The sequence below is a fragment of the Methylocystis sp. IM3 genome (assembly GCF_038070105.1).
Lineage (GTDB): Bacteria > Pseudomonadota > Alphaproteobacteria > Rhizobiales > Beijerinckiaceae > Methylocystis.
The window spans coordinates 3,486,615-3,510,862 of the sequence record NZ_JBBPBZ010000002.1; the positions used below are offsets into that span (position 1 = coordinate 3,486,615).

Genomic DNA, 24,248 nt, shown 5'->3' on the forward strand with positions numbered 1-24,248 from the left:
GTCGAGTTTGTGCTTGCCTCGGCCTTTGCGCGAGGCAAAGTCTCTCTTGGGCTGAGCAGTCTTTACTTTGGATAGACTTTCTTTGGACCTGCGGTATCGTTCCGTGGCGACACGGGAGGTCGCGTATAATAGGAGGGCATTTGAATGAACCGTAGAAATCTCGCTCTTTTTCTCGCCGTCGGCGCCGCAGTCGCCTTTGCCCCGCGTCTCGCGCTCGCCGAGGATCATCTTGCGGAAGCGATCAGCCACACGAAGGAAGCCATCGATCATGGCAAGCAAGGCCATGCCGACGTTCTCGTGACCCATGCGGAAGCCGCGCTCAAACACGCGGAAGCCGCGGAAAAGGCGAAAGCCAATCCGCATACCAAGGAAGGCATAACGCACCTCAAGGCGTCGATTTCCGAGGGCAAGAAGAAAAACGCCGAAGGCGCGACGAGCCACGCCGAGGAGGCTCTGACGCATCTCGAGGCGGCGACGAAGTAAGTCCGGGGCGCCCCGTCGTCGCGACGCGGTCGGGGCGCGTTCGGCCGAGCCAAGGATCGGGCTGGATCCCGCCGACTTATTTCAGAATCTGAAATACCGTGTTAGCCTGTCAAAATGCGATTGACCAATTTTACCGATTTCGGCCTTCGCGCCCTCATTCTCCTCGCCGACCGCAATCCGGAAATTCTCAGCGCGGCGACGATCGCCGATCATTTCAAGGTTTCCCGCCACCATATGGCGAAAGTCCTCCAGGAGCTCGCCGCCGCCGGTTTTGTCGAGGGAATTCGCGGCGCTCAGGGGGGCGTGAGGCTCGCCCGCGATCCCCGCGACATCCGCATCGGCGACGTCGTCCGCCGGCTCGACGATCAGCCGCTCGTGGAATGTTTCAGCCTGGAGGGCAGCGACTGCGCGCTTTTGCCGCGGTGCCGTCTGAAGGGCATGCTGGCGCGCGCCCAGCAGGGCTTCATGCGGGAGCTGGATCGCTTCACCCTCAGCGATTGCCTGCAAAAATCAGGCTCTTCCCCCGGCCTCGACCTCTCCCTCTGACGGTCTCGCCCGCGCCCGACGCCACCTTGACTCGCCCGCTTTTAATTACGCATTCTAAATACCGCTTTCGGCGCGGGCCGCAGCGCCGGCGCATCGCGAGAAGGCCGAAAGCAGAGAGGGAGTCCCGATGTTCTGTTATCAATGCGAGCAGACCTTTAGATCCGACAACAAGGCAGGTTGCGCGGGCGCCAAGGGAATGTGCGGCAAGGACGCCGCGACCGCCGATCTGCAGGACGTGCTGCTCCATGTCTGCGAGGGAATCGGCCAGTATCTCCATCGCGCGCGCCGGCTCGGGGCGACCGACGCGGAAGCCGACCGTTTCCTTCTCTTTGCTTTCTTCACCACGCTGACCAACGTCAATTTCAGCGCCGCCAAATTCGTCGAGTTCATCCAGCGGGCCGCGCAGCTTCGCGACGGCGCGAAAGCCCTCTATGAAAAGGCCGCGCGCGAGGCCGGCGAGACGCCGGAAACCTTAAGCGGCGCCGCCGCCTTCGTCCCCGCGAAGGATATGGCCGGGCTCCTCGCACAAGCCGGCGAAGCGGCGATCCGGAAGGACGTTGCGCGCCTCGGCGAAGACGTGGTGGGCCTGCGCGCCCTGGTGCTTTACGGCCTCAAGGGCGTCTGCGCCTATGCGCATCACGCCTGCGTGCTCGGCGAGGAGCGCGACGCGATTTATGCGGCGGTCGAACATGCGCTCGACCTTCTCGCGAGCGAGCCTGAAGACATCGGGCCGCTGCTCGACGAGGCGCTGGCGCTCGGACGGGCCAATTTCCTCGCCATGGAGGCGCTCGACGCCGCCAATACCGGAAACTTCGGAACGCCGGAGCCGACGAGCGTGCGCGTGACGCCCATCAAGGGCAAGGCCATCCTCGTCTCCGGGCACGACCTGAAGGATCTGCACGCCATTCTCGAAGCCACGAAGGACAAGGGGATCAACGTCTATACCCATGGCGAGCTGCTGCCGGCGCATTCCTATCCCGCGCTCAGGTCCTATCCGCATCTCGCCGGCAATTACGGCGGCGCCTGGCAGGACCAGCAGAAGGAATTCGCGGAGTTCCCCGGTCCGATCGTGATGACGTCGAACTGCCTGATCGAGCCGCAGCCGCGCTATCGCGCCCGCATCTTCACCGCCGGTCCCGTGGGCTGGCCGGGCGTGCGCCACATTGCGAATGAGGACTTCACGCAGGTCGTCCAGGCGGCGCTCGCACTGCCGGGTTTCGCCGAAGACGCAGAGGAGCAGCGCATCACGGTCGGATTCGGCCGCGCGGCCGTGCTCGGCGTCGCCGACAAGGTCATCGACGCGGTCAAGAGCGGCGCCATCCGTCATTTCTTCATGATCGGCGGCTGCGACGGCGCCGCGCCGGGGCGCAATTATTACGCCGATTTCGCACATGCGACGCCGGACGACACGGTGATCCTCACGCTCGGCTGCGGCAAATACCGCTTCAACAAGCACGACTTCGGCACGGTCGGCGGGCTCCCGCGCCTGCTCGACATGGGCCAGTGCAACGACGCCTATTCGGCGCTCGTCGTCGCGACGAAGCTCGCCGAGGCCTTTGGCGTCGGCGTCAATGAACTGCCCTTGTCGCTGATCGTCTCCTGGTTCGAACAGAAGGCCGCGGCGGTGCTGCTCACGCTGCTCGCCCTCGGCGTGCGCAACGTGCGCCTCGGCCCGACGCTTCCGGCCTTTCTGACCCCGGCGCTGGTCGACGTTCTCGTGGAGAAGTTCGGCGTTTTGCCCATCGGCGACGCCAGGGCCGACATCGACGCCGCGCTCAGCCGCGCCGCCTGACGCCTTGTCCCGCGGGCGCCCTTACGAGGGGCGCCCGTCGTCCCATCCGGAAACGCCGCACATGTTCAAGGTCGAACTTCTCACCCGCGACGGCGCCGCCATCGCCTTCGACGCCGAACCGTCGGAAAATCTGCTCGCCGCCGCCGAGCGGGCGAACATCTATCTCCCCTCTTCGTGCCGCGAGGGCGCCTGCGGCGCCTGCCGCGTCACGCATGCGTCGGGCGACATCGAACTCGACGCCTATAGCAGCGCCGCGCTCAGCGACGCCGAGCGGGCGGCCGGCGGCATTCTCCTGTGCCGCGCCCATGCGCATGGCGATGTGGCGCTGCATGCGCCCTTCGACGCGGCGTCGATCGGCTTTGCGCCGACGCCGCAGCGGCGCGCGACGATCGTCGACATCGGCCCCGCCGGGGCCAGGGCGATGAGGATTGTCCTGCAATATGAGGAAGACCCCGAGTTCGGCAGGGCCGCCCAGTTCGTCGCCGGGCAATTCGGGGAACTTGAAATTCCCGAAAGCGGAATCAGGCGATCCTACTCGCTGGCCAACGCCCCCAACTGGGACGGAAAGCTCGAGTTCCTCATCCGCTTGCAGCCCGGCGGCGCCTTTTCAACCTATCTGAGGGAGCGCGCCAGTATCGGCGACGCGCTGATCGTGCATGGACCCAAGGGGCAATTCACGCTCGATGAAGCGAGCCTCGCGCCGCGCTGGTTCGTGGCCGGCGGCACCGGCCTTGCGCCCGCCTTGTCGATGCTGCGCCATATGGCGGAACTCGCCGACCCTTGCCCCGCCCGGCTTTTCTTCGGGGTCAATCGCGTGGACGAACTCTTCGCCCTCGACGCCCTGGAGGAGATCCGCGCAGCCCTGCCTCAGCTGGCCGTCACGATTTGCGTCTGGGCGCCGGAAACCCCGCCGGAAACCCGATGGCGCGGCTTCGCCGGCACGCCCGCAGAGGCGCTGGCGCAATCATTGGCGAACGCCTCCGAGCGGCCCGACATCTATGTCTGCGGTCCGCCCGCGCTGATCACGGCCGTGGAGACAGTCGCTCTCGCTGGCGGCGCCGGCGCGACTTACGCCGAGCGATTTTCGGCCGCGTAGAGCGCGGCTCCTCGCGCGAGCCTCTCAGGGCGCGGCGTCGTCTTCCTCGCCGGCGCGCGCCTGCGGATCGGCGGCCGCCATCTTCGCCTCCCCCACATAGCGCTGCATTGCGCCGAGCGCGCCTTGCGCGATCCCGGCGAGCGCAAGCTCGGGCGACCGGAGCGCGAGCCCGACAGCAAGCTTCGTGCGGCCCATCGCCTCATTGGCGTAGCCGCGCAGCTGATCGCTCGGGCCCGACTGCACGACATCGCCAAAAGCCTGGGACAAGGCCTGATTGAGCCGCGCGGGGGCGGCGGCCGGCGCGGCCGCCTCCGGCGACGCCACGCCCGCCATCCCGGCCCTTGCCTCGACTGGTTGCGTGATCTCCTGCTCTACAGTGTTGATCGGATTCGACATGGATTTGCTCGCCTTCCCACGCCGCGCAGGCGTCGGCTTCCTCTCAAGTTGAAACGGGAGTCCTCCCGCCGTGTCCCGAACCCCGCTCCGCGACGCCGAAGGCGACGTCGCGCCACTCGCGAATCCAGAAATCGGCGACGCTGAAACGCGCGATCTCCGCCCCCTCCGGATCGATGACGACGATGGCGTCGAAGTCCACAGTTTGGAGCGCTCTCGGACTGCTCATCTCGATTTCGAAGAAACGCCTGACCTGCTCGACGACCTCGCCGCGATCGGCCGAAGGCCGCTCATATTCTCGCAGCGTCGTCTCCGGGCCAGCCATGCCGCCGGCGTCGACGATCTTGATTTCCTTGACGCGGTAGGGTTGCATTTTCCGGCCTCGGCTTTTTCCAGCACATGAGAGTGAAATTGGTTGGCCGTCGCAGGCGTCAAGGGTGGCCGGCGGAACCGCAGGGCTTCCTCGAGGCGCGGAGGGAAAAACGCCCGACCAGGCCGCAGCTGGTTTTTGGCGAAGCCCGTTCTTATTTGAACATTTGCCGTCGTCCCGCCGGGGGCTGCGAAGCACGGGCTAGTTATGGGGAAAGGCATGAGCGAAAGTTGGCAATATCAGATCCGTTTCAGGCTCACCGAGCAACAGGCGGAAGCCGCCCGAAACGACCCCGACGATCCGGCTTTCAAGACCGTCGCCGCGATCCTCGCCCCCCACGACGCGACGATCAGAAGCCAATATGACGCTTTCGCGGGCTATGTCGCGGAAGCCGAACGCAACGGGGTCGAGCAGTATCCGCTTTACAAATGGACCAAGGCGACGATCGAGGATCCCGCCAAGAAAAGAAAACACCTGGCCTCCTTCACGGTGATCGTCGGCGGCTCGGAAATCTACGACAAGGCGACCGCGGACGCGATCGAGGCGGGATTGCGGCCGCTCGTCGAACAAGGCCTGATCGCCGGCCTCACGCGGCACGACACCAATCCCGCGAACAATCCGCAAATGCCCGCGCAATATCGTTGACGAAGAGCCTTCCCGCCGCCGGCGGGCGGGAGGCCCTCAGCTTCCGAGCGCGACGTCGCCCCAACGAAAAAAAGACGAAATGACCCGGATGACGACGCCGAGAAGCCCGGAGCCGCCATAGAGATTTGTCTTGTTGAGTTGCGTATAGACGAACGCCGGCCGGTCCGAGTCGTTCACGAGTTCGCAGAGGAAAAATCCCTCGCGCGCCTTTATGGAGTTGAACAGGATTTTCGCGGAAGCGCCAAAATCTCGCGCTTTTTGAGCTTTGATCGTGCGCGCTGGAGCTTCGCCCGGCCGGGATCTCTCCCCTTCGTCGGCCGCTGCTTCATTCGGCTGTCGCTCCAACGCATCCTCGCCGGCGCGATCCGTCGGCTGCAATGCGCATGATACATTTTCGGTCACCGCGATGACGTTGCCAAGGGCGATATGGCGTCTCTCGCCCGGTTCGAGTTTCTCGCTCCAGACCATCGTTCGGCCCGAGACGCAGAGGATCGAATTATGTGAGTCCGGATCTTGCGGCCGCGCCCGATAGACATAGGGCGCGCGCGCCCAGCTCATGATCGAGGGATCGCAAAATTGCGACCTGATTTCCACGTCGGACGACGAACACAAATAAGCGGGCTGGAGGAAGAGCAGCGGCGGCGCGCCCTCTCTGGCGAGATCGGACAGGTTGATTTTTTCCAGGACGTTCCCATCGCCCGCCGTCAGCAGCACTTCCCTTTGTCCGCCGATCGTCCTGATGATATTGAACTTGACGTCGCCGCCGCCCCAGAGAACGCGACTGATGAAATTCAGTTCCGCGGCAAACCCGGAACGGCGCGGGATGGGATGGGGGCTCTTGTGGAGAATGTTCCCTGTCCCTGCCCACCTGCTGACCGAACGGCCCGGCCGATCGAAGATCGAGGCGTCCGGCCCTATCGTGACGATTACGCCCTGACGACCCTCCAGAACATGGAAGTCCGCCTTCCCTTCCTCGAGGGAAAGGCGCGTCATGTTGAAGAATGGGTGACGCATCGTTTTCGGTCCCGTGATTTTGCGGCGAGGCGACGAAGCTCCACATTGCGAATGATTCGCATTTTCGCGCAATAGAGACAAAGGAAGCGAACAAAGGAAGCGAACGCCTTGGAATCCTGTTTGGTCTGGAGCGTGGTCGCGCTGCTCTCCTGTGGCCTTTGGGCGATGATTCTGACAGACGGGTCGGTGCGAAGAGCGGTTCACCTGTCTCTGGCGCGCCGCATCGGCGGCGTCTTTTCTCCAGAAATCATCGTTGTCGGCGACAGCCTCGCAGCCTCCTGCCGCTGGACGCGGCTTGCGGGCCGCCCCTTCGGCGTTCTGAACCTTGCGGCAGGCGGCGCGACGCTCAAGGAAATCGCCGGCCAGATTTACAGCGCGCGCGGGATCGAGGCTTCTTTTCTGCTCATCAACGGCGGTCTGAACGATCTCCTGTTCGACGCCGCGCAGACCGACCGTTTAGAGGAGGATTTCGTCGCGCTGACGCGGCGGATCGACAATGGCGTTACTGTCGCCGTCACGCTCATGCCCTTTGTCGACGACGTCGCGAAGGCGCAGCGCATCCAGGCGGCGAACACGGCGCTGTCCTGCCTCTGTCGCCAGCGCGGATATCTCACTGTGGATCTCAATCCGTCGATTTCCGCCAATGGCGTGCGCCGTCCCGATATGACGACCGACGGCCTGCATTTCACGCGCGCCGCCGATGCAATATGGGTCGGCGCCGTCCAGAGCGCGATCAGCGAACGTCGCTAGCGCAGTTTCACGGTGATGTCGGTGCCGACGTTTCCGGTTTCGCCGCTCAATGGCAGATCGGAAACGATGATCGACGCTCCGAGCCAGAGACGTTCCGCGATACGGTCACGAATATCCTGTGGCAACTCGACCCGCTCGAGCGCCTCGGCCGGCCCCGAGGCTGGCCCCTGCGCCGAGGTTCCGGAGTCGATGTCCACGGCTCTCCGGCTTTTGCGCTCGCTTCGCGCCTCTGGCGCCTGCGGCGGCAGCGATACGACCGACCATTGCAGCGCCGTACCGTCGCCAGTGGCGGCTGTCGCGATATAGACATGCGATCCAAGAGGCGCTTCCGGATCGCGCAGGCTCACTGGCGCGTCGAAAAGCGGCGCCAGCCCCTGGCGCACGTAAATCCGGCGGTCTTTCCGACTGATCAGGACCGACACCGGCATCGTGCGGCGACGCGCTTGCGTCTCCGCGATCGCCGCGGATTGCGACGCGGCGGTCGCGTCGCTCAACCGCTTGAGGGCGTCGGTCAACTGAGCGTCCCTGGCGGCGAATGCGCCTTTCGCCGCCTCGAGCCTCGCTGAGGCGTCCGCCAGCGCGGCCTGGGCGGCGTCCTTCGCGGCTTCGGCCTTCTCATAGGTCGCGGCGGCGGCCTCCGCCTTGCCGACCCGCACGCCGTCGACCGCGCCGGAGCGCGCTGTGACGAGGAGCGACGCGTCCCTGCTTGCCCGCGCGGCCTCAAGGAACGCCGTCGCTTTTTCGGCTCTCGACAGAGCTGACGCATTCATTGCTTCGGCGGCGTCACGTTCCTTGGCGGCCTGCGCGGCTTCCGCCTTGGAAGAAACGACGTCCGCCGCGGCCTCCTTGGTGCGTTTCGCGGCCGCCGCGGCCTCCGTCACGGCCTTCGCTCGGAGTTGCTCTGCATATTGAGCCGGATTGAGGCGCGGCTCCGCCGCAAGCGGCCCGGAGGTTTTCGTGGCGTCCGTGGTCTCGGCAGGCCCCGGCGCGACCATCTTCGGCGTCGGCAGCGCGGGATGGACAAAATCCACCGGGCCCGTCTCGCGCGGCGAGATGATGACGCGCTCGCCGATTTTGGTCATGCCCCAAAGCCTGGCCGCAAATTGCGCCGGAAGCCTGATGCAGCCATGCGAGGCGGGATGTCCCGGCACCACGCCGACATGCATGGCGATGCCCGACCATGTGACCCTTTGCATCAAGGGCATTGGCGCGCCGGAGTATATGTTCGAGCGATGGTAGCGTTCGCGGCCGATGATGGTGAAGACGCCCCTTGGCGTGGGATGGCCGGCGATTCCCGTCGAAACCATCGAACGCGCCACCAGGCCGGCGTGGTTGTAAATCGAGACCTGCTGATCCGCGATCGAGACAATGAGAAAGAGGGGTGGTTCGGGAGTGACGGCCCCCGCAGCGTTGCCTGGGTTCGGCAGCGGGGCGTCGGCGGCTTTCGCCTTTCGGTGAATGCGATCCTTATTGCTCCTGTGACGCCGATGCCGCGCCATTCGCGGCGCCGCAGCTTCGCCGTCGAAAAACGGAAATGCTCCCTGAGCAGAGGCCGGCCCGGCGCTCAGATCGCTAATGAAAACGCTTGCGGCAAGGCTTGCGAAGGCAAAAATATGGCGGTTGCGCCGCCATCCGCGTAAATTCATCTGACGCCCCCGAAGTTGAAAACAGGGCAGAGCTGACCGTCAACGATCAACCTTTCCGGCTCGTTAACGACGTTCGCAGCCCGACGAAGGCGCAGCTTCAGAGGCGCCGCGCCGTCGACCCTCTCAGAAATCTTTGTCCTGAAGTTGACCGGGCGTCAGGCGCGACGACTCAGGCGGCGCTCGGCGGGGGAGTCGTCTCGACAAGCTGCGTCACGACATCCTCGACGCGATCCAGCGCCAGATCGAGATCCTCGCGCGAGATGGTGAGGGGCGGGGCCAGCCGGACAACCGTCCCATGCGTCGCCGTCGAGAGCACGCCTTTTTCGAGGAGGCGCAGGCAGGCCTCGCGCGCGCTCGCAAAACGCGGATCGATTTCGGCGCCGGCCCAAAGGCCGCACCCGCGCACCGCGCGCAGCGCCGGCGCGCGCATGGCGCGCAGCCGCTCGAGCATATGCGCGCCGAGCACGCGGCTCCTCTCGATCAGTCCTTCGTCGCGCAGCACGTGAAGCGCCTCGAGCGCAACGGCGGCCGCGAGTGGATTGCCGCCGAAGGTCGAGCCGTGCGAGCCCGGCGTCAAAACATCCATCACCTCGCGCCGCGCGACGAAGGCCGAGACGGGCAAAACCCCGCCGCCCAGCGCCTTGCCGAGCATGACGCCGTCGGGGCGGATATTCTCATGCTGGAAGGCGAACCAGGCGCCCGTGCGTCCAAGGCCCGACTGGATTTCATCGACGAGCAGCAGAAGTCCACGCGCGTCGCAGAGCCTGCGCAGCCCTGCGAGCCAGCCCGCGGGCGGCACGATGATGCCCGCTTCGCCCTGGATCGGTTCGACGAGAACCGCGACCGTATCTTTGGTCAGCGCCGCCTCCATCGCGGCGAGATCTCCGAAGCGCGCCGCGCGGAAGCCCGGCGTGAAGGGACCGAAGCCGTCGCGATAGTCGGGCTCGGATGAGAAGCTGATGATCGTCGTCGTGCGGCCGTGAAAATTCCCCTCGGCGACGACGATCTCGGGATTGGCCACGCCCTTGACGCGACGCCCCCAGCGCCGCGCGGCCTTGATGGCCGTCTCGACGGCTTCGGCGCCGCTGTTCATCGGCAGCGCGACATCCAATCCGGTGAGCGCGCAGAGCGCGTCGAGAAGAGGCGCGAGACGGTCGTTGTAATAGGCGCGCGACGGCACGGCGAGGCGGCTGGCCTGCTCCGTCAGTCGCGCAATGATGCGCGGATGCGCATGGCCGACGCTGACCGCCGAATAGGCGCTCATCATGTCGATGTAGCGCCGCCCTTCCATATCCCACAGATAGGCGCCCTGTCCTCGCGTCAGGACGACGGGCAGAGGATCGTAGTTGCGCGCACAATGCGGAGTATCGAAGCTTGGGGGAGTGTCGAAGCTTGCGTTCATGGCCGTCATGCGTTCGAGGCGCCATCTGCAACGCGCGCAGACGCGCCATAAATAACTAGTCCAGGCGCGTGGCGGCGCCAGCGGTTGACGGGAATGGAGAGGTCTGATGGCGGCTACCGGCGACATCGCGCAGGAGACGCGCGAACTTCTCTGCGGACTGGGAGTCGATCGCGAACGCTTTCTCGGAGGCGCGCTCGACGCCCATTCGCCGATCACCGGCGGCGCCATCGGATGGACAAGGGCCGATGACGAAACAACGACGCGGGCCGCGATCGGACGCGCGGACGCAGCCTTTCTCGACTGGCGGAAAACGCCTGCGCCCCGGCGTGGCGAGCTTGTTCGTCTCTTTTCAGAGGAATTGCGCCGCGCCAAGCGCGCGCTCGCCGCTCTCATCACGATCGAAGCGGGAAAGATCGTATCCGAGAGCCTCGGCGAAGTTCAGGAGATGATCGACATCTGCGACTTCGCCGTCGGCCTTTCTCGCCAGCTTCACGGCCTGACCATGGCGACGGAGCGCCCCGGCCACCGCATGATGGAGACCTGGCACCCGCTCGGGGTCGCGGGGATCGTGACGAGCTTCAACTTTCCGGTCGCCGTATGGGCCTGGAACGCCGCAATTGCGCTCGTCTGCGGCAATTCGCTCGTTTGGAAACCATCGGAGAAGACGCCGCTTACGGCGCTTGCGACGCAGGCGTTGTTCGAGCGCGCGGCGGCGCGTTTCGGATCGGCGCCCGAGGGCCTCTCCGCCGTCGTTCTCGGCGGCCGCGACATTGGCGGCGTCCTTGCCGACGATACGCGCGTGCGGCTCGTCTCCGCCACGGGATCGACCGCCATGGGCGAGGCGATGGCGCCGCGTCTGGCGCGACGCTTCGCGCGAATGATTCTGGAGCTCGGCGGGAACAACGCCGCCATCGTCTGCCCCTCGGCCTCGCTCGATCTCGCGCTGCGCGCCATCGCCTTCGCCGCCATGGGGACGGCAGGCCAACGCTGCACGACGCTGCGACGCCTCTTCGTGCATGAAGCCGTTTACGATGCGCTGATCAGCCGACTGCGCGCGGCTTTTGCGTCGGTTCCGGTCGGAGACCCGAGGGAGGAGGGAACGCTCGTCGGGCCGCTCATCGACGCCGGCGCCTATCGCGCCATGAGCCTTGCGCTCGACGAGTCGCGCGCGGCGGGCGGGATCGTCATGGGCGGCGAACGGGCGCTCTCCGAACGCTTTCCCGGCGCGTTCTATGCGAGGCCGGCTCTCGTCGAAATCCCTCAGCAGACGGCGGTGATGAAGCGGGAAACCTTCGCGCCGATTTTATACGTGATGAAGTATGATGATCTCGACGACGCCATCCGCCTGCAAAACGACGTCGCGCAGGGGCTTTCCTCGTCGATCTTCACCAACGACATCCGCGAGGCCGAACTGTTCCTTTCGGCGGAAGGCTCCGACTGCGGCATCGCCAATGTCAATATCGGGCCGTCGGGCGCCGAGATCGGCGGAGCCTTCGGCGGCGAGAAGGCGAGCGGCGGCGGCCGCGAGGCCGGCTCGGATTGCTGGAAGGCCTATATGCGACGCGCCACCAACACCATCAACTATTCCGGCGCGCTGCCGCTGGCGCAGGGCGTCGCCTTCGATGTGCCGACCTCGACAGGAGCGACGCGCCGATGAAGAGGTCCGAGCCTTCAACCGACGCGCTGCGCGCAAAATTAGCGCGGGCGCTCTCCGACATGTACGAGACGGAAATGCCGAGGTACCGCGAGATGGGCGATCTCGTGCGTCTCGTCAATAAGACCGCGCTCGGCGCCGATACTGTAACCGCACCCGCCGAACTCGATATCGTACAGCATGGCGCAATCCGCGTCGGAACCGCGCGAGAGCTCGATGACATGCGCCGCCTCTTCGCCGTCATGGGCATGTTTCCGGTCGGCTATTACAATCTGGTGCCTTCCGGCATTCCCGTGCATTCGACGGCTTTCCGGCCGATCGACCGCGACGCCCTGCGGCGCAATCCGTTTCGCGTTTTCACCTCTCTCCTGCGCCTCGATCTGATCCACGACGCGGAGCTTCGAGACGCGGCCGCGGCCGTCATGCACCGCCGCGACATTCTCACGCCCCGCTGCCGCGTCCTGCTGGAGGCGTGCGAGCGCGACGGCGGCCTCGACGATGCGCATGCGGACGACTTCGTTTCACAGGCGCTCGAGACGTTCCGCTGGCGCGGCGCCGCGACGACGACGGCGCGTTTCTACGAGCGACTGCGCGCGGCGCATCCGCTGCTCGCGGACATCGTCTGTTTCAAGGGGCCGCATCTCAACCATCTCACCCTGCGCACGCTCGACATCGACGCCGCACAGCGCGCCATGTCTCAAGCAGGACTGGACCCGAAGCCCACCGTCGAAGGTCCGCCGGGAAGACGCTGCCCCATTCTTCTGCGCCAGACGAGCTTCCGGGCTCAGGCCGAGCCCGTTGCGTTCGAAGGCGGCGATGGCGCGACTGTTTTGCACATGGCGCGCTTTGGAGAGATCGAACAGCGTGGGGCCGCGCTCACCGAGCCGGGCCGCGCCTTGTACGATCGCCTGCTCTCGCAAGTCCATGCTCAGGCGCCTGCGCCATCCGGCCCGGAAGCTGCGGCCGTCTTCGAGCAAACCCTCGCGCGCGTCTTCGCGGCCTTCCCGGACGACAGCGACGCGCTGAGACGGGAGAAGCTCGCCTTCTTCGAATTCTCCGCCGTGGAGGGCGCCCGCGCCGACGGCCGGTCGATCGAGGAGCTGCTCGCGGCTGGCGTTCTGAAGGCGGCGCCGATCGTCTATGATGATTTTCTCCCCGTCAGCGCGGCGGGCATTTTCCGCTCCAACCTCGCGGGATCGCAGAGCGGCCTTGCAGCGCAAAACGACGACCGCGACGGCTTCGAGACAGCCTTGGGGACGCCGATCATCGACGCGCAGGCGCTTTATCAGGCGGCCGAGGAAGCTTCACTCGAGCGGGCGTTGGCGGCGCTCGGCCTAAATGAAGCGGACGGCGCTCACTCTGATCTCCCCACATGATCGCTGGCGAACCGGCGCGTCAGATCTTTTCGAGCAGAAGACCGGCGATGGTCAGTCCCGGCCCGAAACCGATCGCGACGATCTTCGTCCCCGCCGCGACGTCCGGGGAGTCGAGGATTTCCTTGAGAACGAGTGGAACAGTCGCCGAGGACATGTTGCCCTTTTCGAAGAAGACTTTCGCGCCGAGCGCGACCTGCTCGGGCCGCAGGCCGAGCTCGGCCCGGATGTGCTCGATCATTTGCGGGCCGCCGGGATGGATGGCGAAGACCAGACGATCTTTCTGCGCCTCGAAATCGAGACCGGCGGCAGTGAAGAGCCGGTCGACGAAAGACGCGACATTCTGCTTGATGACGACGGGCACGGTGATCGCCATGCTCATCTCGAAATGATGCGGCCCCGGAACCCAGCTTTCGCCATCGAGCGAGTCCGGCAGAAGTCTCTCGTCGAGGGCGAGAATCCGCAGGCCCGGAAGATCGCGCCGGCGCAAAAGCTCCTCGGGATAGACGCCATATTTGACGAAGCCATCCGCGAAGAGGCTCATCACCAATATGTCCTGCGGCGAGAGATCGACGAAGTGCCGGTGCAAGGACGGAACCTCGCTGTGAACGACGTCGACCTGCCGCAGGCGCGCGCCGACCTCGTCCCGCGCCGACGAGATGAATCCCTGCGCCATCCGGATGGCGGGGAACGCGCCGTAGCAGCCCATATGGTAGCTGTGCGTCACCCGCGTCTCGAACCAGCCTTTCTTCACGACGAGCTTCTGCGCCGGACTGGGCGCGAGATAGCCGGAACAGGTCACGTGAATGAGATCGTCGGGCGGCTGATCGGCGTCGCGATAGAAGCGATCGAAAACCTCTTCGACCACGATGCCGAAGTTCTCGTGCCGCAGAGCGATGTCCGCGCCTCTCGGCTCGGTCCTGTCCTTGAAGAGCTGCAAATAAGCTTGCGCAGGCTCGGCGATGTCGAATTCGCCGTTCTCGAAGCGAATGTCCTCCATGCGCGGGAAAAAGACGAGCTGGCGGCGCTTGACGTGCGATGGCGGGACGGAGAATTTTTCAAATCTCTCCCGCATTGTCTTGTAAATCTGGCGAAAGCCCTCTTTGTCGCCGACGCCGCCCGTGAACGCCTGAACTCTCGCGCCCGCATAGGCGGAGATCTCGATGGACAAGCGCTGCGGAGTTGGCTTCGCCATCTCGACAAAACTGAAATTACCAAGTGCGGCGTAGCGCCGGTTCGTCATGAAGGGCTCCTGCCCCGCACCGTTTCGGATGGGCGCGATCCCGCCGCGTTTTGACGCTGCGGCGTTCTCGCAAGGGGCGTCGTTTCGAGAGTGGAAGCGCGAGAGAAACTCTTTCGCCTCTCGTTTAGCGCAGTGTCATCCGGCGCGTCACCAGATCTTCGGGATGAGCCGATCGGGCACCTTCGCCTGATAATCGCAATAGCCAGGCAGATGTGCGCTGAGGAAGCGCTCCTCGGCCAGCAGCCTCCAGACGAGCGTCGACATCATCGCGGCGGAAATCAGCAACGCCCACCAGGAGCCGAGCGCCAGGGGCACTCCTATGAGCATGATGAAGGCTCCCGCATACATCGGATGTCTGACATGCGCATAGGGTCCCGTTGCGACGACCTTCTGGTCGGGGGCGAGTTCGACGGTCGCGGAGGCGAAGGAGTTCTCGGAGAAGACCTTCAGGAAGATCATCCACCCCAGCGCGACCAGCGCGTCGCCGGCCAGTACGAGCGAGGCCGGCAAGGACGACCATGCCATCCGGTGATCCAGCGAACCAACCAGGACGAGGCCGATCGACCCGGCGAGAATGCAGAGCATGATGATCTTCTGACCCGTGTGTTGCTCGGCGAGCGGACCGATGCTCAGGCGTCTTTCCAACAGTCTCGGATCTTTCTCGGCGAGGTAAAGCGACACGAAGAGCGACGAGCTCACGAAGAGCGCCAGAAAGACCCATCCCTCCCAGTAATCGAAGGACGAGGCGGGGCCGAACAAAAGGGCGGCCATGATCCCCAGCATGAGGAAATGCGCGCGCCAGGCGCGAAAGATCAAATTGCTCATGTCGAAGGCCTTGGATTTCCCGAAGGGACCTTGAACTATCCTGATCGAAGCTATCCGATTTGAGGCTTGTTTGAAACCCACCGCCAGGCGCAGCCCCGCGTCGGGGCGAATGCGCGGCCGGCCTTGCGCAAGAGCCGGCCGGGGCTCATCTTGGCGCAAGACTCCCGCTCTCTGGAGGCTCCTTGACTCGACGGTCCGGCAGCGCCGATCTGCCTCTGCACAACGGCCGCGTTCCCGCCTGGCTCGCGCGCCGGATGGCCAGCCTCGGCGCAGTCGTCGCCGAGGCGATCATCCATCATTACGGGCGTGACGAATTCCTGCGCCGTCTCGCGCATCCCTTCTGGTTCCAGTCTTTCGGCGCCGTCATGGGGATGGACTGGCATTCTTCCGGGATCACCACGAGCGTCATCGGCGCGCTCAAGCGCGGCCTCGAGCCGCTCTCCCGCGAACTCGGCGTGCATGTCTGCGGCGGGCGCGGGCGCCATTCGCGCCAGACGCCGCAGGAGCTCGCCGCCATCGGCGCACGCGTCGGATTCGACGGCGCGGCGCTGGCGCAGGCGAGCCGCCTCGTCGCCAAGGTCGACAGCGCCGCCGTGCAGGATGGTTTCGACCTTTACCTTCACGGCTTCATCGTGACGGACGACGGGCGGTGGGTCGTCGTGCAACAGGGGATGAACGGCGACGCAGGGCTCGCCCGCCGCTACCACTGGCTGTCGGAAGGGCTCAAAGATTTCGTCGAAGCGCCCCATGCCGCCATCGAGGGCGAAAATCGGGGGGAGATCGTCAATCTGACCGACAGGCGGGCGGAGGCGTCGCGGCGCCGCCAGCTCGATCTCCTGCGCGACCTCGGGCCCGACGGCGTCGCCCGCGAGGCCGCCGCGCTCATGGGGAAGGCGCCGCCGGCGCCGGCGCAGCCGCTCCTTCCCCATCTGATCATGCCCGCGCATCACGACGTGCGCCCCAGGGACGTGATGCTGCGCCGGCTGCACGGCGCGCTGGCCGCGGCGGCGGACCGGGGACCGGAGGATTTCGCCGATCTGCTGCTCTCGCCCGGCGTCGGCCCCCGCACCGTCCTCTCCCTGGCGATGGTGGCCGAGGTCGTGCACGGCGCTCCCTGCCGCTTCGCCGATCCGGCGCGATTCTCGCTCGCGCATGGCGGCAAGGACCGGCGCCCCTTCCCCGTGCCGCTCGCCGTCTATGACAAGACCATCGAGGTGATGAAAAGCGCCGTCGCGCGGGCGAAGCTCGGTAACGACGACAGGCTCGCCGCCCTGCGCCGGCTCGACCGGCAGGCGCGGCTGCTGGAGCAAAGCGCGACAGGACCCTCGCTGCCGGCTTTCATCGACGGCGAAATCGCGCGCTCCCCCGACTACGCCGGCCGCAGCGTCTTCGGCTGGGAGGGGGAGACCCCGCAGCCAGAGCCTGCGGCCCGGAACGCTCGATGACGGGAGGCGCCGTTTCCAATCTTCCGGCGACGGTCGCTCTGCGTTAAATTGCGCCCCTCCCCTTCTTCGAGAGAAGCTGTCGCAAGCGCATGAATTTTCCGATCCGTTATGTCGAGCCCGTTTATCGGCCGCCCAGCGAAGCAGACTCGCTGATCCTGCCCGTGACGGACGGCTGCTCCTGGAACAAATGCACTTTCTGCGAGATGTATTCGCAGAAACGCTTCCGCCCGCGCAGCGAAGAGGAGACCCTGGAGAGCCTCCGCCGCTACGGCGAACGGTTCGGCGACGGCGTGAAGCGCGTCTTTCTGGCCGACGGCGACGCTTTGTCGCTCTCGACGCGCCGGCTCGCGACCGTGCTGGAAGCGATCCGCCGGGAGCTGCCGGGCGTCCGGCGCGTGTCGAGCTATTGCCTGCCGCGCAATCTTAGAAAGAAATCCGTCGCCGAGCTCGAAGACCTCAAGGCGCTGGGCCTCTCGCTCGTCTATGTGGGGGCGGAGTCCGGCGACGACGAAGTTCTGGCGCGCGTCGAAAAGGGCGAAACGTTCGAAACGGCGCGCGAGTCGCTCGACAAGCTGCGTGAGGCCGGGATCAAACGCTCGGTCATGATCCTCAACGGGCTCGGCGGCAAGGCGCTCTCACGGCAGCATGCGCTGAACTCAGCGGCGCTGATGAATGCGACGCAGCCGGAGTTTCTCGCCACTCTCGTGATCAGCTTTCCGCTGGGCGAGGCGCGCTTCCGGGCGAACTTTCCGGACTGGGAGCCGTTGAGCGTCACGGAGCTGATGCAGGAGATGGAAATTTTTCTCTCCGCGCTGGAGCTGAAACGCACGGTCTTTCGCAGCGATCACGCGTCGAACTGGCTCATCCTGAAAGGAACCCTCGGCGCGGACAAGGCGCGTCTGCTGGATGAGCTGCGCTTCGCGATCGCCGCGCCGGAGCGCGCGCCGCTGCGCCCCGCCTGGGCGCGCGGGCTCTGATATCCGACTCATCTCTGTCCCTCCCCGGAACCCCTCCATGCCCACGCTCTTCGACCCTCTCAGGCTCGGCGATCTCGAATTGCCCAATCGCATCGTCATGGCGCCGCTGACGCGGTGCCGCGCCGTCGACGGCCGCGCGCCAAATGCGTTGATGCGGGATTATTACGTGCAGCGCGCCTCCGCCGGCCTCATTCTCTCCGAAGCGACTTCGGTGACGCCGATGGGCGTGGGCTATCCGGGTACGCCCGGCGTCTGGTCGCAGGCGCAGATCGACGGCTGGCGGGAGATCACGCGCGCCGTCCACGAGGCAGGCGGGCTGATCATGCTGCAATTGTGGCATGTCGGGCGTATCTCGCACCCGGTCTATCTCGACGGGGCCAAACCCGTCGCGCCGAGCGCGATCGCCGCGCAGGGGCATGTCAGCCTGTTGCGGCCGCTCGAGCCCTATCCGGAGCCGCGCGAACTCGCCATCGACGAAATCCCCGGCGTCATCGAGGCCTATCGCAGGGGCGCGGAAAACGCGAGAGCGGCCGGTTTCGACGGCGTGGAGATCCATGGGGCGAACGGCTATCTGCTCGACCAGTTCTTGCAGGACGGCGCCAACAAGCGAACCGACCGTTATGGCGGTTCGATCGAGAACCGGGCGCGACTCATGCTGGAGGTGACGGACGCCGTCGTGGAGGTGTGGGGGCGCGGCCGCGTCGGCATGCATCTCGCCCCGCGCGGCGACGCCCAGTCGATGGGCGACAGCGACCCGAAGGCGACGTTCGGTTATGTCGCCCGCGAGCTCGGGAGACGCGGCATCGCCTTCATCTGCGCCAGGGAGCATCAGGGGCCGGATGCGCTCGCGCCTTATCTCAGAAAGGAATTCGGCGGTCCCTTCATCGCCAATGAGGGCTTCACGCGCGAGAGCGCCGAAGCGGCGATCGCGTCGGGCGAGGCCGACGCGGTGGCGTTCGGCAAATTGTTCATCGCCAATCCGGACCTGCCCGAACGTTTCCGCCGTCACGCGCCGTTGAACGCGCCCCGGCCCGAAACCTTCTACGCGCATGGGCCGGAAGGCTATGTCGACTATCCGGCGCTCGGCGGCGCCTGAGCTTCAGTCTACGCCGTAGAGGCGGGCCCGCCCTGCGCCGCCTCGAAGACGACGAGCTCGGCCGCGGAATAGGTCCGCGGCGTCGCGCAATTGGGGCAGACGGCCTCGAAGGCCGCAGTTCCGGACAGAGCGACCTCGCCGTCGCCCGTCGGCTCGTCCATGATGGCGAAATGCTCGCCGCATGCGCCGCAGCGAAACCCGATGTACCAGCCGCCCGGCCTCAGGGCCTGCTTGGACTCGACGGGAAAATGTCCTGCAAAAGAGATCGTTCTGTCCATCGTCGGAGCTCCTCGGAGGCGGCGGCCAAACGGGCGCGAATGTGAAGCGCGCCTGCTTTCATATGGATACGCCCCGATCGCTCTCCCATGCGGGGAAGCGGATGACGCGGGCGGGAAAGATTTTCTACAGGGAACTACTTAGAATCTGATCAGTTAAAAGGATGAGCTTTTGCAGGGGAGGGGCGAATGCCGATGACCCGACCAGAGCCCATGGCGCTCGAAGAAGCGCGGGCCACGTTGTCTGTTCTCCAGGAGCTCGGCAGCTCGCTTCGCCTTTCCTTCGAGGCGGCGACGCGGGAGTCGCTGCCGGAAGAGATGGGATTGCTGCTGCTGAGGCTGGCCTTGGCCGAAGTTCTCAAACGCGCCGCCGAGGAAGAGGCGTGCGAGGCCGGACCGGAGTGCGCCGCCGAAGAATGGGTCGTCGGACTGAGACGCTGGGCGTCCGCGGTTTCGTCGCGCGCATCCGTCGACGCTCCCCGGTCGGCCTGACGGCGGGGAACGACCTTGAACCAGAACGGACCGTCGACTCCTCGCCTTTCAGCTGGGCTTGTCCAACAACGGCGCCTCGCTAGCTAAGAGCGCGGGGCGCGAGGCGGAGTGTCAACGATGTCTGTCACGAGAGAGGCCATAACGGCAGAAAATGCAGCGGCGTACGGTGGGCTTATCGATGCGATCGGGGGCGTCGCGACTGTTGTTCTCGCCATTTGCGGGCTCGTCAATCTGTCGCCGCCCATCCTGAGCGCGGTCGCCACCATCGTGTTTGGCGTCGCGCTTTTGATTCAGGGAGGCGCGATGGTTTCCGAATATGCTCAGGTCAGTTTCCCCGCGGATGTGGACGGCGCCGCCATCGACTCCTTCGGCGGCAATAGCCTCGTCGCGGTTTTCCTGGTCGGCGCCGCGGGAATCGTCCTCGGGGTGCTTTCGCTCCTCGGCGTGCAGGCCGCAACGCTGATGCCGATCTCGGTGATCGCGTTCGGAACGGCGCTGCTCCTGAGCAGCAACGCAGTGTGGCGGCTTTATGTGCTTCGCCGCGCATCGCGCCTGCAACCGCTGTCCGCCACCCAGGGCGGCGGCGAGATCATTGCAAGCGAAATGGCGTCGGGGTCCGCCGGACTTCAGGCAGTGGCGGGTCTCACCGCGATCGTGCTGGGCATCATCGCCCTTGCGGGCTCGACGAACGATCTCACGATCAATCTCGTGGCTTTGCTGGTCCTCGGCGCGACTCTCATCCTGACCGGAAGCACGCTCAGCGCGACGGTCATCGGCTTCATGCGCCGGTGAGCCCCGCGCGCCGCAGTTTCTCGGGGCCGCCCGGAAGGGCGGCCCGCTTTGTTTTTCAGTTGCGATGCAGGCGGTCCAGCGTAGCGTTCAGAACCGGCCTGAGCAGATCGGCGAATTTCTCCGCGCCTTTTGGCGTGGGATGGATGGAGTCGAAGAAATAGGAGCCGCCTTCCGGTCCGTCGGCGACGGGCTCCATGGCGGCGGCAAGATCGAAGGTCTCCGCGCCGGCAAGACGCGCGGCGTCTAGGTAAAGCCGGGCGCGCTCGCGTTGCGAGGCGGCGGCGTCGTCGAGATTGATGGCGCGAACACCCTCCCCCGTCTTGCAGGTGAGAAAGACGCGCAGGTCGCTCCCGTAGAAACTCTCGCTCGGGGCGGCGAAGGCGGCGGGCTCGCTGACAACCAGCAGATCGGCGCCCAAAAGCTGCTTCACGTCCTGGCGAAACTTCGGAAATATCTCCTTCCACTCGCCGTATATGTCAGCGGAGACACGGTCGGGCGCGTCGTCGCCGTTGCAGTTTCCGATGGGCGCGCGCGGCAGAAGCTGCGTGCCCTTCTGACTGAGGCGAAGGCCGTCGACGACGATCGAGTGCGGTTTCGTCCCATCCGCGCCCGGCGTCGCCGCCTGGGAGAGTTTTGCGACGCGCATGAGATGACGCACCCAGGCCACGGTCCGCAGAGACGTCGTCTCCGGCCTGATCGCCTGCTCGAATTCCCGCTTGAAGATTTCGACTGAGCCCGGCGGAAACTGGGCCGGATCGTAATGAAAGCCGATTTCCGACAATCGCCGCGACCAGCTCGCGTCATTGTGATTTGTCGCGAGAACCACGAGATCGAACCGGTCGCCGCGCTCCGCGAGATATTTTACCGTCGCGATGTGGGAGAGCACGCCGGCCTGCGACATGGAGGCGTTGTAAGTCGCGATTTTTCCGGCCTCGTTCAGCCGCGCAGGCCATCTCTGTTCGGGAGAAAGGAAAATCCCTTCCGTGACGCTGCCGCCGAGGAAAAGAACCTTGTACTTTGCGCCCTCTGGCGGATCCGGGGGAATGAAACGGCTCGGCCCGATGCGGAAATCGACCTTGCTCGCGCCCTCGTACAAGCCTCTGATGTCGAAGACGGCCGTATAGCCCGCCGGAAACAGCCGGGGCGCGCCGGGACTGCGCTGGGTCGTCGCAATATATTCGGCGACGCTGCCCTCGCTGCCCGGAACCGGCGGCATGACGAAACGAAATATCGCCTCTGCGAGCGCGAGGCCGACAACCGTCGACAATAGGACGGCAAGAACCGCCATGATCCCGTTTTTCATCGGTTTTTCTTCAAATCTTTGAGAGGAGGACTCCCGGCCGTCAAGCCGACGGCGAGAGCCTTGCCGGAATTTACCCATGCCTCCCGCGATTGCAAGCAAGGCGGGACTGGCGCCGGGAGCCCTGCCTGAAGCCTTGCCGGCTCCGCCTCTTTCGCCCTATGCTTTGCCCTAGCTATTTCTTCAACGCAGAGAGGACTTTATGCCGCATGATCTCGAGGCTCTGTGGGATGAGCACTGCCGATACGAGTTCGAGACCCGCGACGTGGACGCCACGATGGCGACCATGGTCGAAGCTCCTTACGTCAATCATATCCCCACAATGGCGGGCGGCGTCGGCCATGACGAACTGAAGCGCTTCTACAAATATCATTTCATCGGCGCCAATCCGCCCGATACGACGCTCGCCACCGTCAGCCGCACCGTCGGCGCCGACAGCGTGGTCGACGAGATGCTGTTCAGCTTCACCCACACGCATGAAATAGACTGGATGCTGCCCGGCGTGGCGCCGACCGGCCGAAGGGTCGAGATCCCCCTCGTGGCCATTGCGCAGTTTCGCGACGGCAAGCTGGCCCATGAACATATCTACTGGGATCAGGCGTCCGTGCTCGTGCAGATCGGCCTGCTCGATCCCGGCGGCCTCCCTGTCGCCGGCGTTGCGCAGGCGCGCAAGCTCATGGACAAGACCCTGCCCAGCAACGAAATGATGCCGAACTGGGCCAAGAGCGCCGACAAGCCGCTATGACCGCCGCGCCGCGCGGCGTCGCGCCCTCATGACTGCCTCTCGACGCTGCGGCGGGTGAAGAGGAGCTCGGGAAGCTCGCCGATGTCCTGCGCGATGCGCCGGAAGGCGAGATAGGGCAGCAGCACCAGATACAGCAGCAGGGCGCTGGCGAAAAGCTGCGGGCGCGAGCCATCGGCGAGCTCGCCCAGAGTCTCGGCCAGGCTGCGCCCGTGGAAGCGGCCGACGACCAGCTCCTCGATGATGTTCATGATCACCAGCGCCACGGTGAAGATCAGCGCCCGAATCGCAATCTGAACGATGAGGATGGCCTGCTTGCCCCGCCGCTCCCCGAGCCGCACGGCTTCGAGCCCCAGGATGAATTTGCCGAGAATGAGCGCCTTGACGACGGCGACGCCCAGCGGCGCGAATTCGACGCCCACGGAGCGCAGGATGGTCGATTTGTAATAGAGCACGGCGATGAGCCAGACCATGAGATAGGTCGAAACGGCGAGATAGGAGACGAGCTCGCGCCGGGCGCGCTGAAGCAGCTTCTTCGGCATGGGGGCCGGCGCGGGTTCGCCATCGGCGCGGGCGGTTTCTCTCTCGCGCCGCGCCGGATGGGCGGCCTCCGCGCGCGGGGCGACCGCCGGTCGGGTTCTCGGCGAAAACTGCGGCAGCCCGCGGCCGTCGACCCAGTCCGGCATGCCCGGCGCCCAGACAAAATGCGCTTCGTCCGGCGCCATGTCGATGCGGCGCGCCAGCGTCTCGGCCGAAACCGGCCCCACCGTTTCGCCGTCCTCGGCGTAAAACCACTCATCCGACATGCGTCTTCCCGCCGTTCCCCGCCAGCCTTCTGAAATGCAATGCTAGCACAGCTTTGGCTCTTTGCGCCGTCTTGCGGGCGCGCGAGCGCCTAGTTTCGTCGCTCATCCACCGGCTTGGGAACGAAGTCGAGAACTTCCTTGGTGTAGTGCTCATGCACCTCGGAAAAAGGCTTCTGATCTGGGGTGTAGAGGACCGCCGTGTGCTCGAAGATTTCGCGCGGAATGGCGAGCGCGCCTGCGGCCACGTCGGCGGGCGGCGGCGCGGGTGAAAGCTCCCAGCCTTGCGGCAGGGGCGACCAGCGCGCGGTCGCCTCGATCGTGCGCCGATAGGGCTGAAGGGGCGCGACCGCCTTTCCGAAAGGCGTTTCTGTGGTCTCCAGCGCCCGGTTCATGTCGTCGGTTAGACGGCCGGGGACGTACCAATTGTCGGCTTCGGAAAATACGTGGTCCCCACAGCTGAGGGCCACGCGCCTGTATTTGACGGCCTCGCCGTCCGAAACCCGCAGCCGCTGGCGGGTCTCCTCGCTGGCCGGTCTGTCAGGGCCGGGGATACGCTTTGCGACGAGTTTCGGCTCTGCGGCCATCCTGTGGTCGGCGCACCATTTCTCGAGCGTCGCCGTCGCACTGCGGCTCGCGAGAAGCGACGCGTTCAGCGTCTGCATCAGCGCGAGAACCTCGACGCGCGCCAGAAAATTGTCCGGCCAGGCCTGCGCCCTTGCGGAAACCGCCCCCATGGGCGCCAGCGCGGCGGCCGTCACGATCGAAATGACTGTCCTGCAATTCATCTTTCATCCTGCCCCGCTTCGGAGCCGGACTTTAACCTCAAAGCGTCACAGCGACATCCAGGAATTGTAGGAAGCCGCGTGCTGCATGGCGCTGAAGGTCACGACAACATCCATGACCTCGGTCATGAACGCGATGGCGATGGCTCCGAAGACGCCCGTGGCGAAGATCGCTTTCATCTGCTCACTCCTTCTCGTTAACGATTCATTAACGAGTCCGCGGGGGAGCCAACGTGCGCTGGCGCACGTCTCGGCCCGGTCGGGAGGCGCGCGCCAGACGGCCATGCGCGCAGCGGATCACTGCGGTTG

At 65.4% G+C, this 24,248-nt stretch carries 26 protein-coding genes; 14 read left to right on the forward strand and 12 right to left on the reverse strand.

The window, feature by feature from the left end; all coding sequences use genetic code 11:
• The first annotated feature begins 144 nt into the window (after positions 1–144).
• From smbP to WOC76_RS19020, 4 genes are all read left to right on the forward strand, one after another.
• Positions 145–483: a small metal-binding protein SmbP gene (gene smbP, locus WOC76_RS19005; RefSeq protein WP_341104554.1), complete on the forward strand. Its 339-nt coding sequence runs from the start codon at positions 145–147 to the stop codon at positions 481–483.
• 114 nt (positions 484–597) lie between these two features.
• Positions 598–1,029 carry an Rrf2 family transcriptional regulator gene (locus WOC76_RS19010; protein WP_341104552.1) on the forward strand — a complete coding sequence of 144 codons (432 nt, stop codon included), beginning with the start codon at positions 598–600 and terminating at the stop codon, positions 1,027–1,029.
• A gap of 127 nt (positions 1,030–1,156) precedes the next feature.
• Positions 1,157–2,821 (forward strand): hydroxylamine reductase, encoded by a 1,665-nt coding sequence (gene hcp, locus WOC76_RS19015; protein ID WP_341104550.1) that lies wholly within the window; start codon positions 1,157–1,159, stop codon positions 2,819–2,821.
• A gap of 61 nt (positions 2,822–2,882) precedes the next feature.
• Positions 2,883–3,917, forward strand: a complete 1,035-nt coding sequence (locus WOC76_RS19020; RefSeq protein WP_341104548.1) for a 2Fe-2S iron-sulfur cluster binding domain-containing protein — start codon at positions 2,883–2,885, stop codon at positions 3,915–3,917.
• Between the two features lie 24 nt (positions 3,918–3,941).
• Here the strand turns inward: WOC76_RS19020 and WOC76_RS19025 are convergent, their stop codons facing one another.
• Together WOC76_RS19025 and WOC76_RS19030 are read right to left on the reverse strand one after the other, a co-directional pair.
• Entirely contained in the window at positions 3,942–4,313 is a 372-nt protein-coding gene (locus tag WOC76_RS19025; RefSeq protein WP_341104546.1) for a hypothetical protein, read from the reverse strand.
• Between the two features lie 43 nt (positions 4,314–4,356).
• A complete protein-coding gene (locus WOC76_RS19030) occupies positions 4,357–4,683 on the reverse strand; it encodes a hypothetical protein (RefSeq protein ID WP_341104544.1) in 327 nt (108 codons plus the stop codon).
• A gap of 216 nt (positions 4,684–4,899) precedes the next feature.
• On the opposite strand from WOC76_RS19030, the gene WOC76_RS19035 reads away from it, so the two are divergent.
• On the forward strand, positions 4,900–5,325 hold the full coding sequence (locus WOC76_RS19035; RefSeq protein WP_341104543.1) for a hypothetical protein: 426 nt from the start codon (positions 4,900–4,902) through the stop codon (positions 5,323–5,325).
• A gap of 36 nt (positions 5,326–5,361) precedes the next feature.
• Here the strand turns inward: WOC76_RS19035 and WOC76_RS19040 are convergent, their stop codons facing one another.
• Positions 5,362–6,339: a hypothetical protein gene (locus tag WOC76_RS19040; protein WP_341104542.1), complete on the reverse strand. Its 978-nt coding sequence runs from the start codon at positions 6,337–6,339 to the stop codon at positions 5,362–5,364.
• A gap of 108 nt (positions 6,340–6,447) precedes the next feature.
• Here WOC76_RS19040 and WOC76_RS19045 point away from each other — a divergent pair, with 108 nt between their 5' ends.
• Positions 6,448–7,089: an SGNH/GDSL hydrolase family protein gene (locus tag WOC76_RS19045; protein ID WP_341104541.1), complete on the forward strand. Its 642-nt coding sequence runs from the start codon at positions 6,448–6,450 to the stop codon at positions 7,087–7,089.
• Here WOC76_RS19045 and WOC76_RS19050 read toward each other — a convergent pair.
• Positions 7,086–8,588 (reverse strand): L,D-transpeptidase family protein, encoded by a 1,503-nt coding sequence (locus tag WOC76_RS19050; protein WP_341104540.1) that lies wholly within the window; start codon positions 8,586–8,588, stop codon positions 7,086–7,088. The genes WOC76_RS19045 and WOC76_RS19050 overlap by 4 nt on opposite strands.
• 316 nt (positions 8,589–8,904) lie before the next feature.
• Complete coding sequence (gene rocD, locus WOC76_RS19055; RefSeq protein ID WP_445928470.1) at positions 8,905–10,146, reverse strand: ornithine--oxo-acid transaminase; 1,242 nt, start codon at positions 10,144–10,146, stop codon at positions 8,905–8,907.
• A 97-nt stretch (positions 10,147–10,243) separates the two neighbouring features.
• Here rocD and amaB point away from each other — a divergent pair, with 97 nt between their 5' ends.
• Positions 10,244–11,794, forward strand: coding sequence for an L-piperidine-6-carboxylate dehydrogenase (amaB, locus tag WOC76_RS19060; protein WP_341104537.1), 1,551 nt, complete (start codon positions 10,244–10,246; stop codon positions 11,792–11,794).
• Positions 11,791–13,167, forward strand: coding sequence for a 2-oxoadipate dioxygenase/decarboxylase HglS (gene hglS / locus WOC76_RS19065; RefSeq protein ID WP_341104536.1), 1,377 nt, complete (start codon positions 11,791–11,793; stop codon positions 13,165–13,167). The genes amaB and hglS overlap by 4 nt, the downstream gene beginning before the upstream one ends.
• A 19-nt stretch (positions 13,168–13,186) precedes the next feature.
• Here the strand turns inward: hglS and WOC76_RS19070 are convergent, their stop codons facing one another.
• Complete coding sequence (locus WOC76_RS19070; RefSeq protein WP_341104535.1) at positions 13,187–14,407, reverse strand: 3-oxoacyl-[acyl-carrier-protein] synthase III C-terminal domain-containing protein; 1,221 nt, start codon at positions 14,405–14,407, stop codon at positions 13,187–13,189.
• A gap of 147 nt (positions 14,408–14,554) precedes the next feature.
• A complete protein-coding gene (locus WOC76_RS19075) occupies positions 14,555–15,232 on the reverse strand; it encodes a methyltransferase family protein (protein WP_341104534.1) in 678 nt (225 codons plus the stop codon).
• Positions 15,233–15,414: 182 nt separating this feature from the next.
• Between WOC76_RS19075 and WOC76_RS19080 the strand changes: the two genes are divergently transcribed.
• The 3 genes from WOC76_RS19080 (at position 15,415) to WOC76_RS19090 (ending at position 18,750) form a co-directional block, all read left to right on the forward strand.
• On the forward strand, positions 15,415–16,677 hold the full coding sequence (locus tag WOC76_RS19080) for a DUF763 domain-containing protein (protein ID WP_341104532.1): 1,263 nt from the start codon (positions 15,415–15,417) through the stop codon (positions 16,675–16,677).
• Positions 16,678–16,766: 89 nt separating this feature from the next.
• Positions 16,767–17,654, forward strand: a complete 888-nt coding sequence (locus WOC76_RS19085; protein WP_341104530.1) for a radical SAM protein — start codon at positions 16,767–16,769, stop codon at positions 17,652–17,654.
• A gap of 37 nt (positions 17,655–17,691) precedes the next feature.
• A complete protein-coding gene (locus tag WOC76_RS19090) occupies positions 17,692–18,750 on the forward strand; it encodes an alkene reductase (protein ID WP_341104528.1) in 1,059 nt (352 codons plus the stop codon).
• An 8-nt stretch (positions 18,751–18,758) separates the two neighbouring features.
• Here WOC76_RS19090 and WOC76_RS19095 read toward each other — a convergent pair whose 3' ends face one another.
• Positions 18,759–19,028 (reverse strand): hypothetical protein, encoded by a 270-nt coding sequence (locus WOC76_RS19095; RefSeq protein ID WP_341104527.1) that lies wholly within the window; start codon positions 19,026–19,028, stop codon positions 18,759–18,761.
• A 186-nt stretch (positions 19,029–19,214) separates the two neighbouring features.
• Between WOC76_RS19095 and WOC76_RS19100 the strand changes: the two genes are divergently transcribed.
• Both WOC76_RS19100 and WOC76_RS19105 read left to right on the forward strand, forming a co-directional pair.
• On the forward strand, positions 19,215–19,517 hold the full coding sequence (locus tag WOC76_RS19100; RefSeq protein WP_341104525.1) for a hypothetical protein: 303 nt from the start codon (positions 19,215–19,217) through the stop codon (positions 19,515–19,517).
• A gap of 117 nt (positions 19,518–19,634) precedes the next feature.
• Entirely contained in the window at positions 19,635–20,309 is a 675-nt protein-coding gene (locus tag WOC76_RS19105; RefSeq protein ID WP_341104523.1) for a hypothetical protein, read from the forward strand.
• A 55-nt stretch (positions 20,310–20,364) separates the two neighbouring features.
• On the opposite strand, the gene WOC76_RS19110 is transcribed toward WOC76_RS19105, so the two are convergent.
• Positions 20,365–21,612, reverse strand: coding sequence for a hypothetical protein (locus WOC76_RS19110; protein ID WP_341104521.1), 1,248 nt, complete (start codon positions 21,610–21,612; stop codon positions 20,365–20,367).
• Between the two features lie 199 nt (positions 21,613–21,811).
• Between WOC76_RS19110 and WOC76_RS19115 the strand changes: the two genes are divergently transcribed.
• On the forward strand, positions 21,812–22,354 hold the full coding sequence (locus WOC76_RS19115; RefSeq protein ID WP_341104520.1) for an ester cyclase: 543 nt from the start codon (positions 21,812–21,814) through the stop codon (positions 22,352–22,354).
• Positions 22,355–22,380: 26 nt separating this feature from the next.
• Here the strand turns inward: WOC76_RS19115 and WOC76_RS19120 are convergent, their stop codons facing one another.
• From WOC76_RS19120 to WOC76_RS19130, 3 genes are all read right to left on the reverse strand, one after another.
• Positions 22,381–23,157 (reverse strand): DUF4339 domain-containing protein, encoded by a 777-nt coding sequence (locus tag WOC76_RS19120; protein ID WP_341104518.1) that lies wholly within the window; start codon positions 23,155–23,157, stop codon positions 22,381–22,383.
• 89 nt (positions 23,158–23,246) lie between these two features.
• Entirely contained in the window at positions 23,247–23,942 is a 696-nt protein-coding gene (locus WOC76_RS19125; RefSeq protein WP_341104516.1) for a hypothetical protein, read from the reverse strand.
• Positions 23,943–23,987: 45 nt separating this feature from the next.
• Positions 23,988–24,119 (reverse strand): hypothetical protein, encoded by a 132-nt coding sequence (locus WOC76_RS19130; protein ID WP_341104515.1) that lies wholly within the window; start codon positions 24,117–24,119, stop codon positions 23,988–23,990.
• Positions 24,120–24,248: the final 129 nt, after the last annotated feature.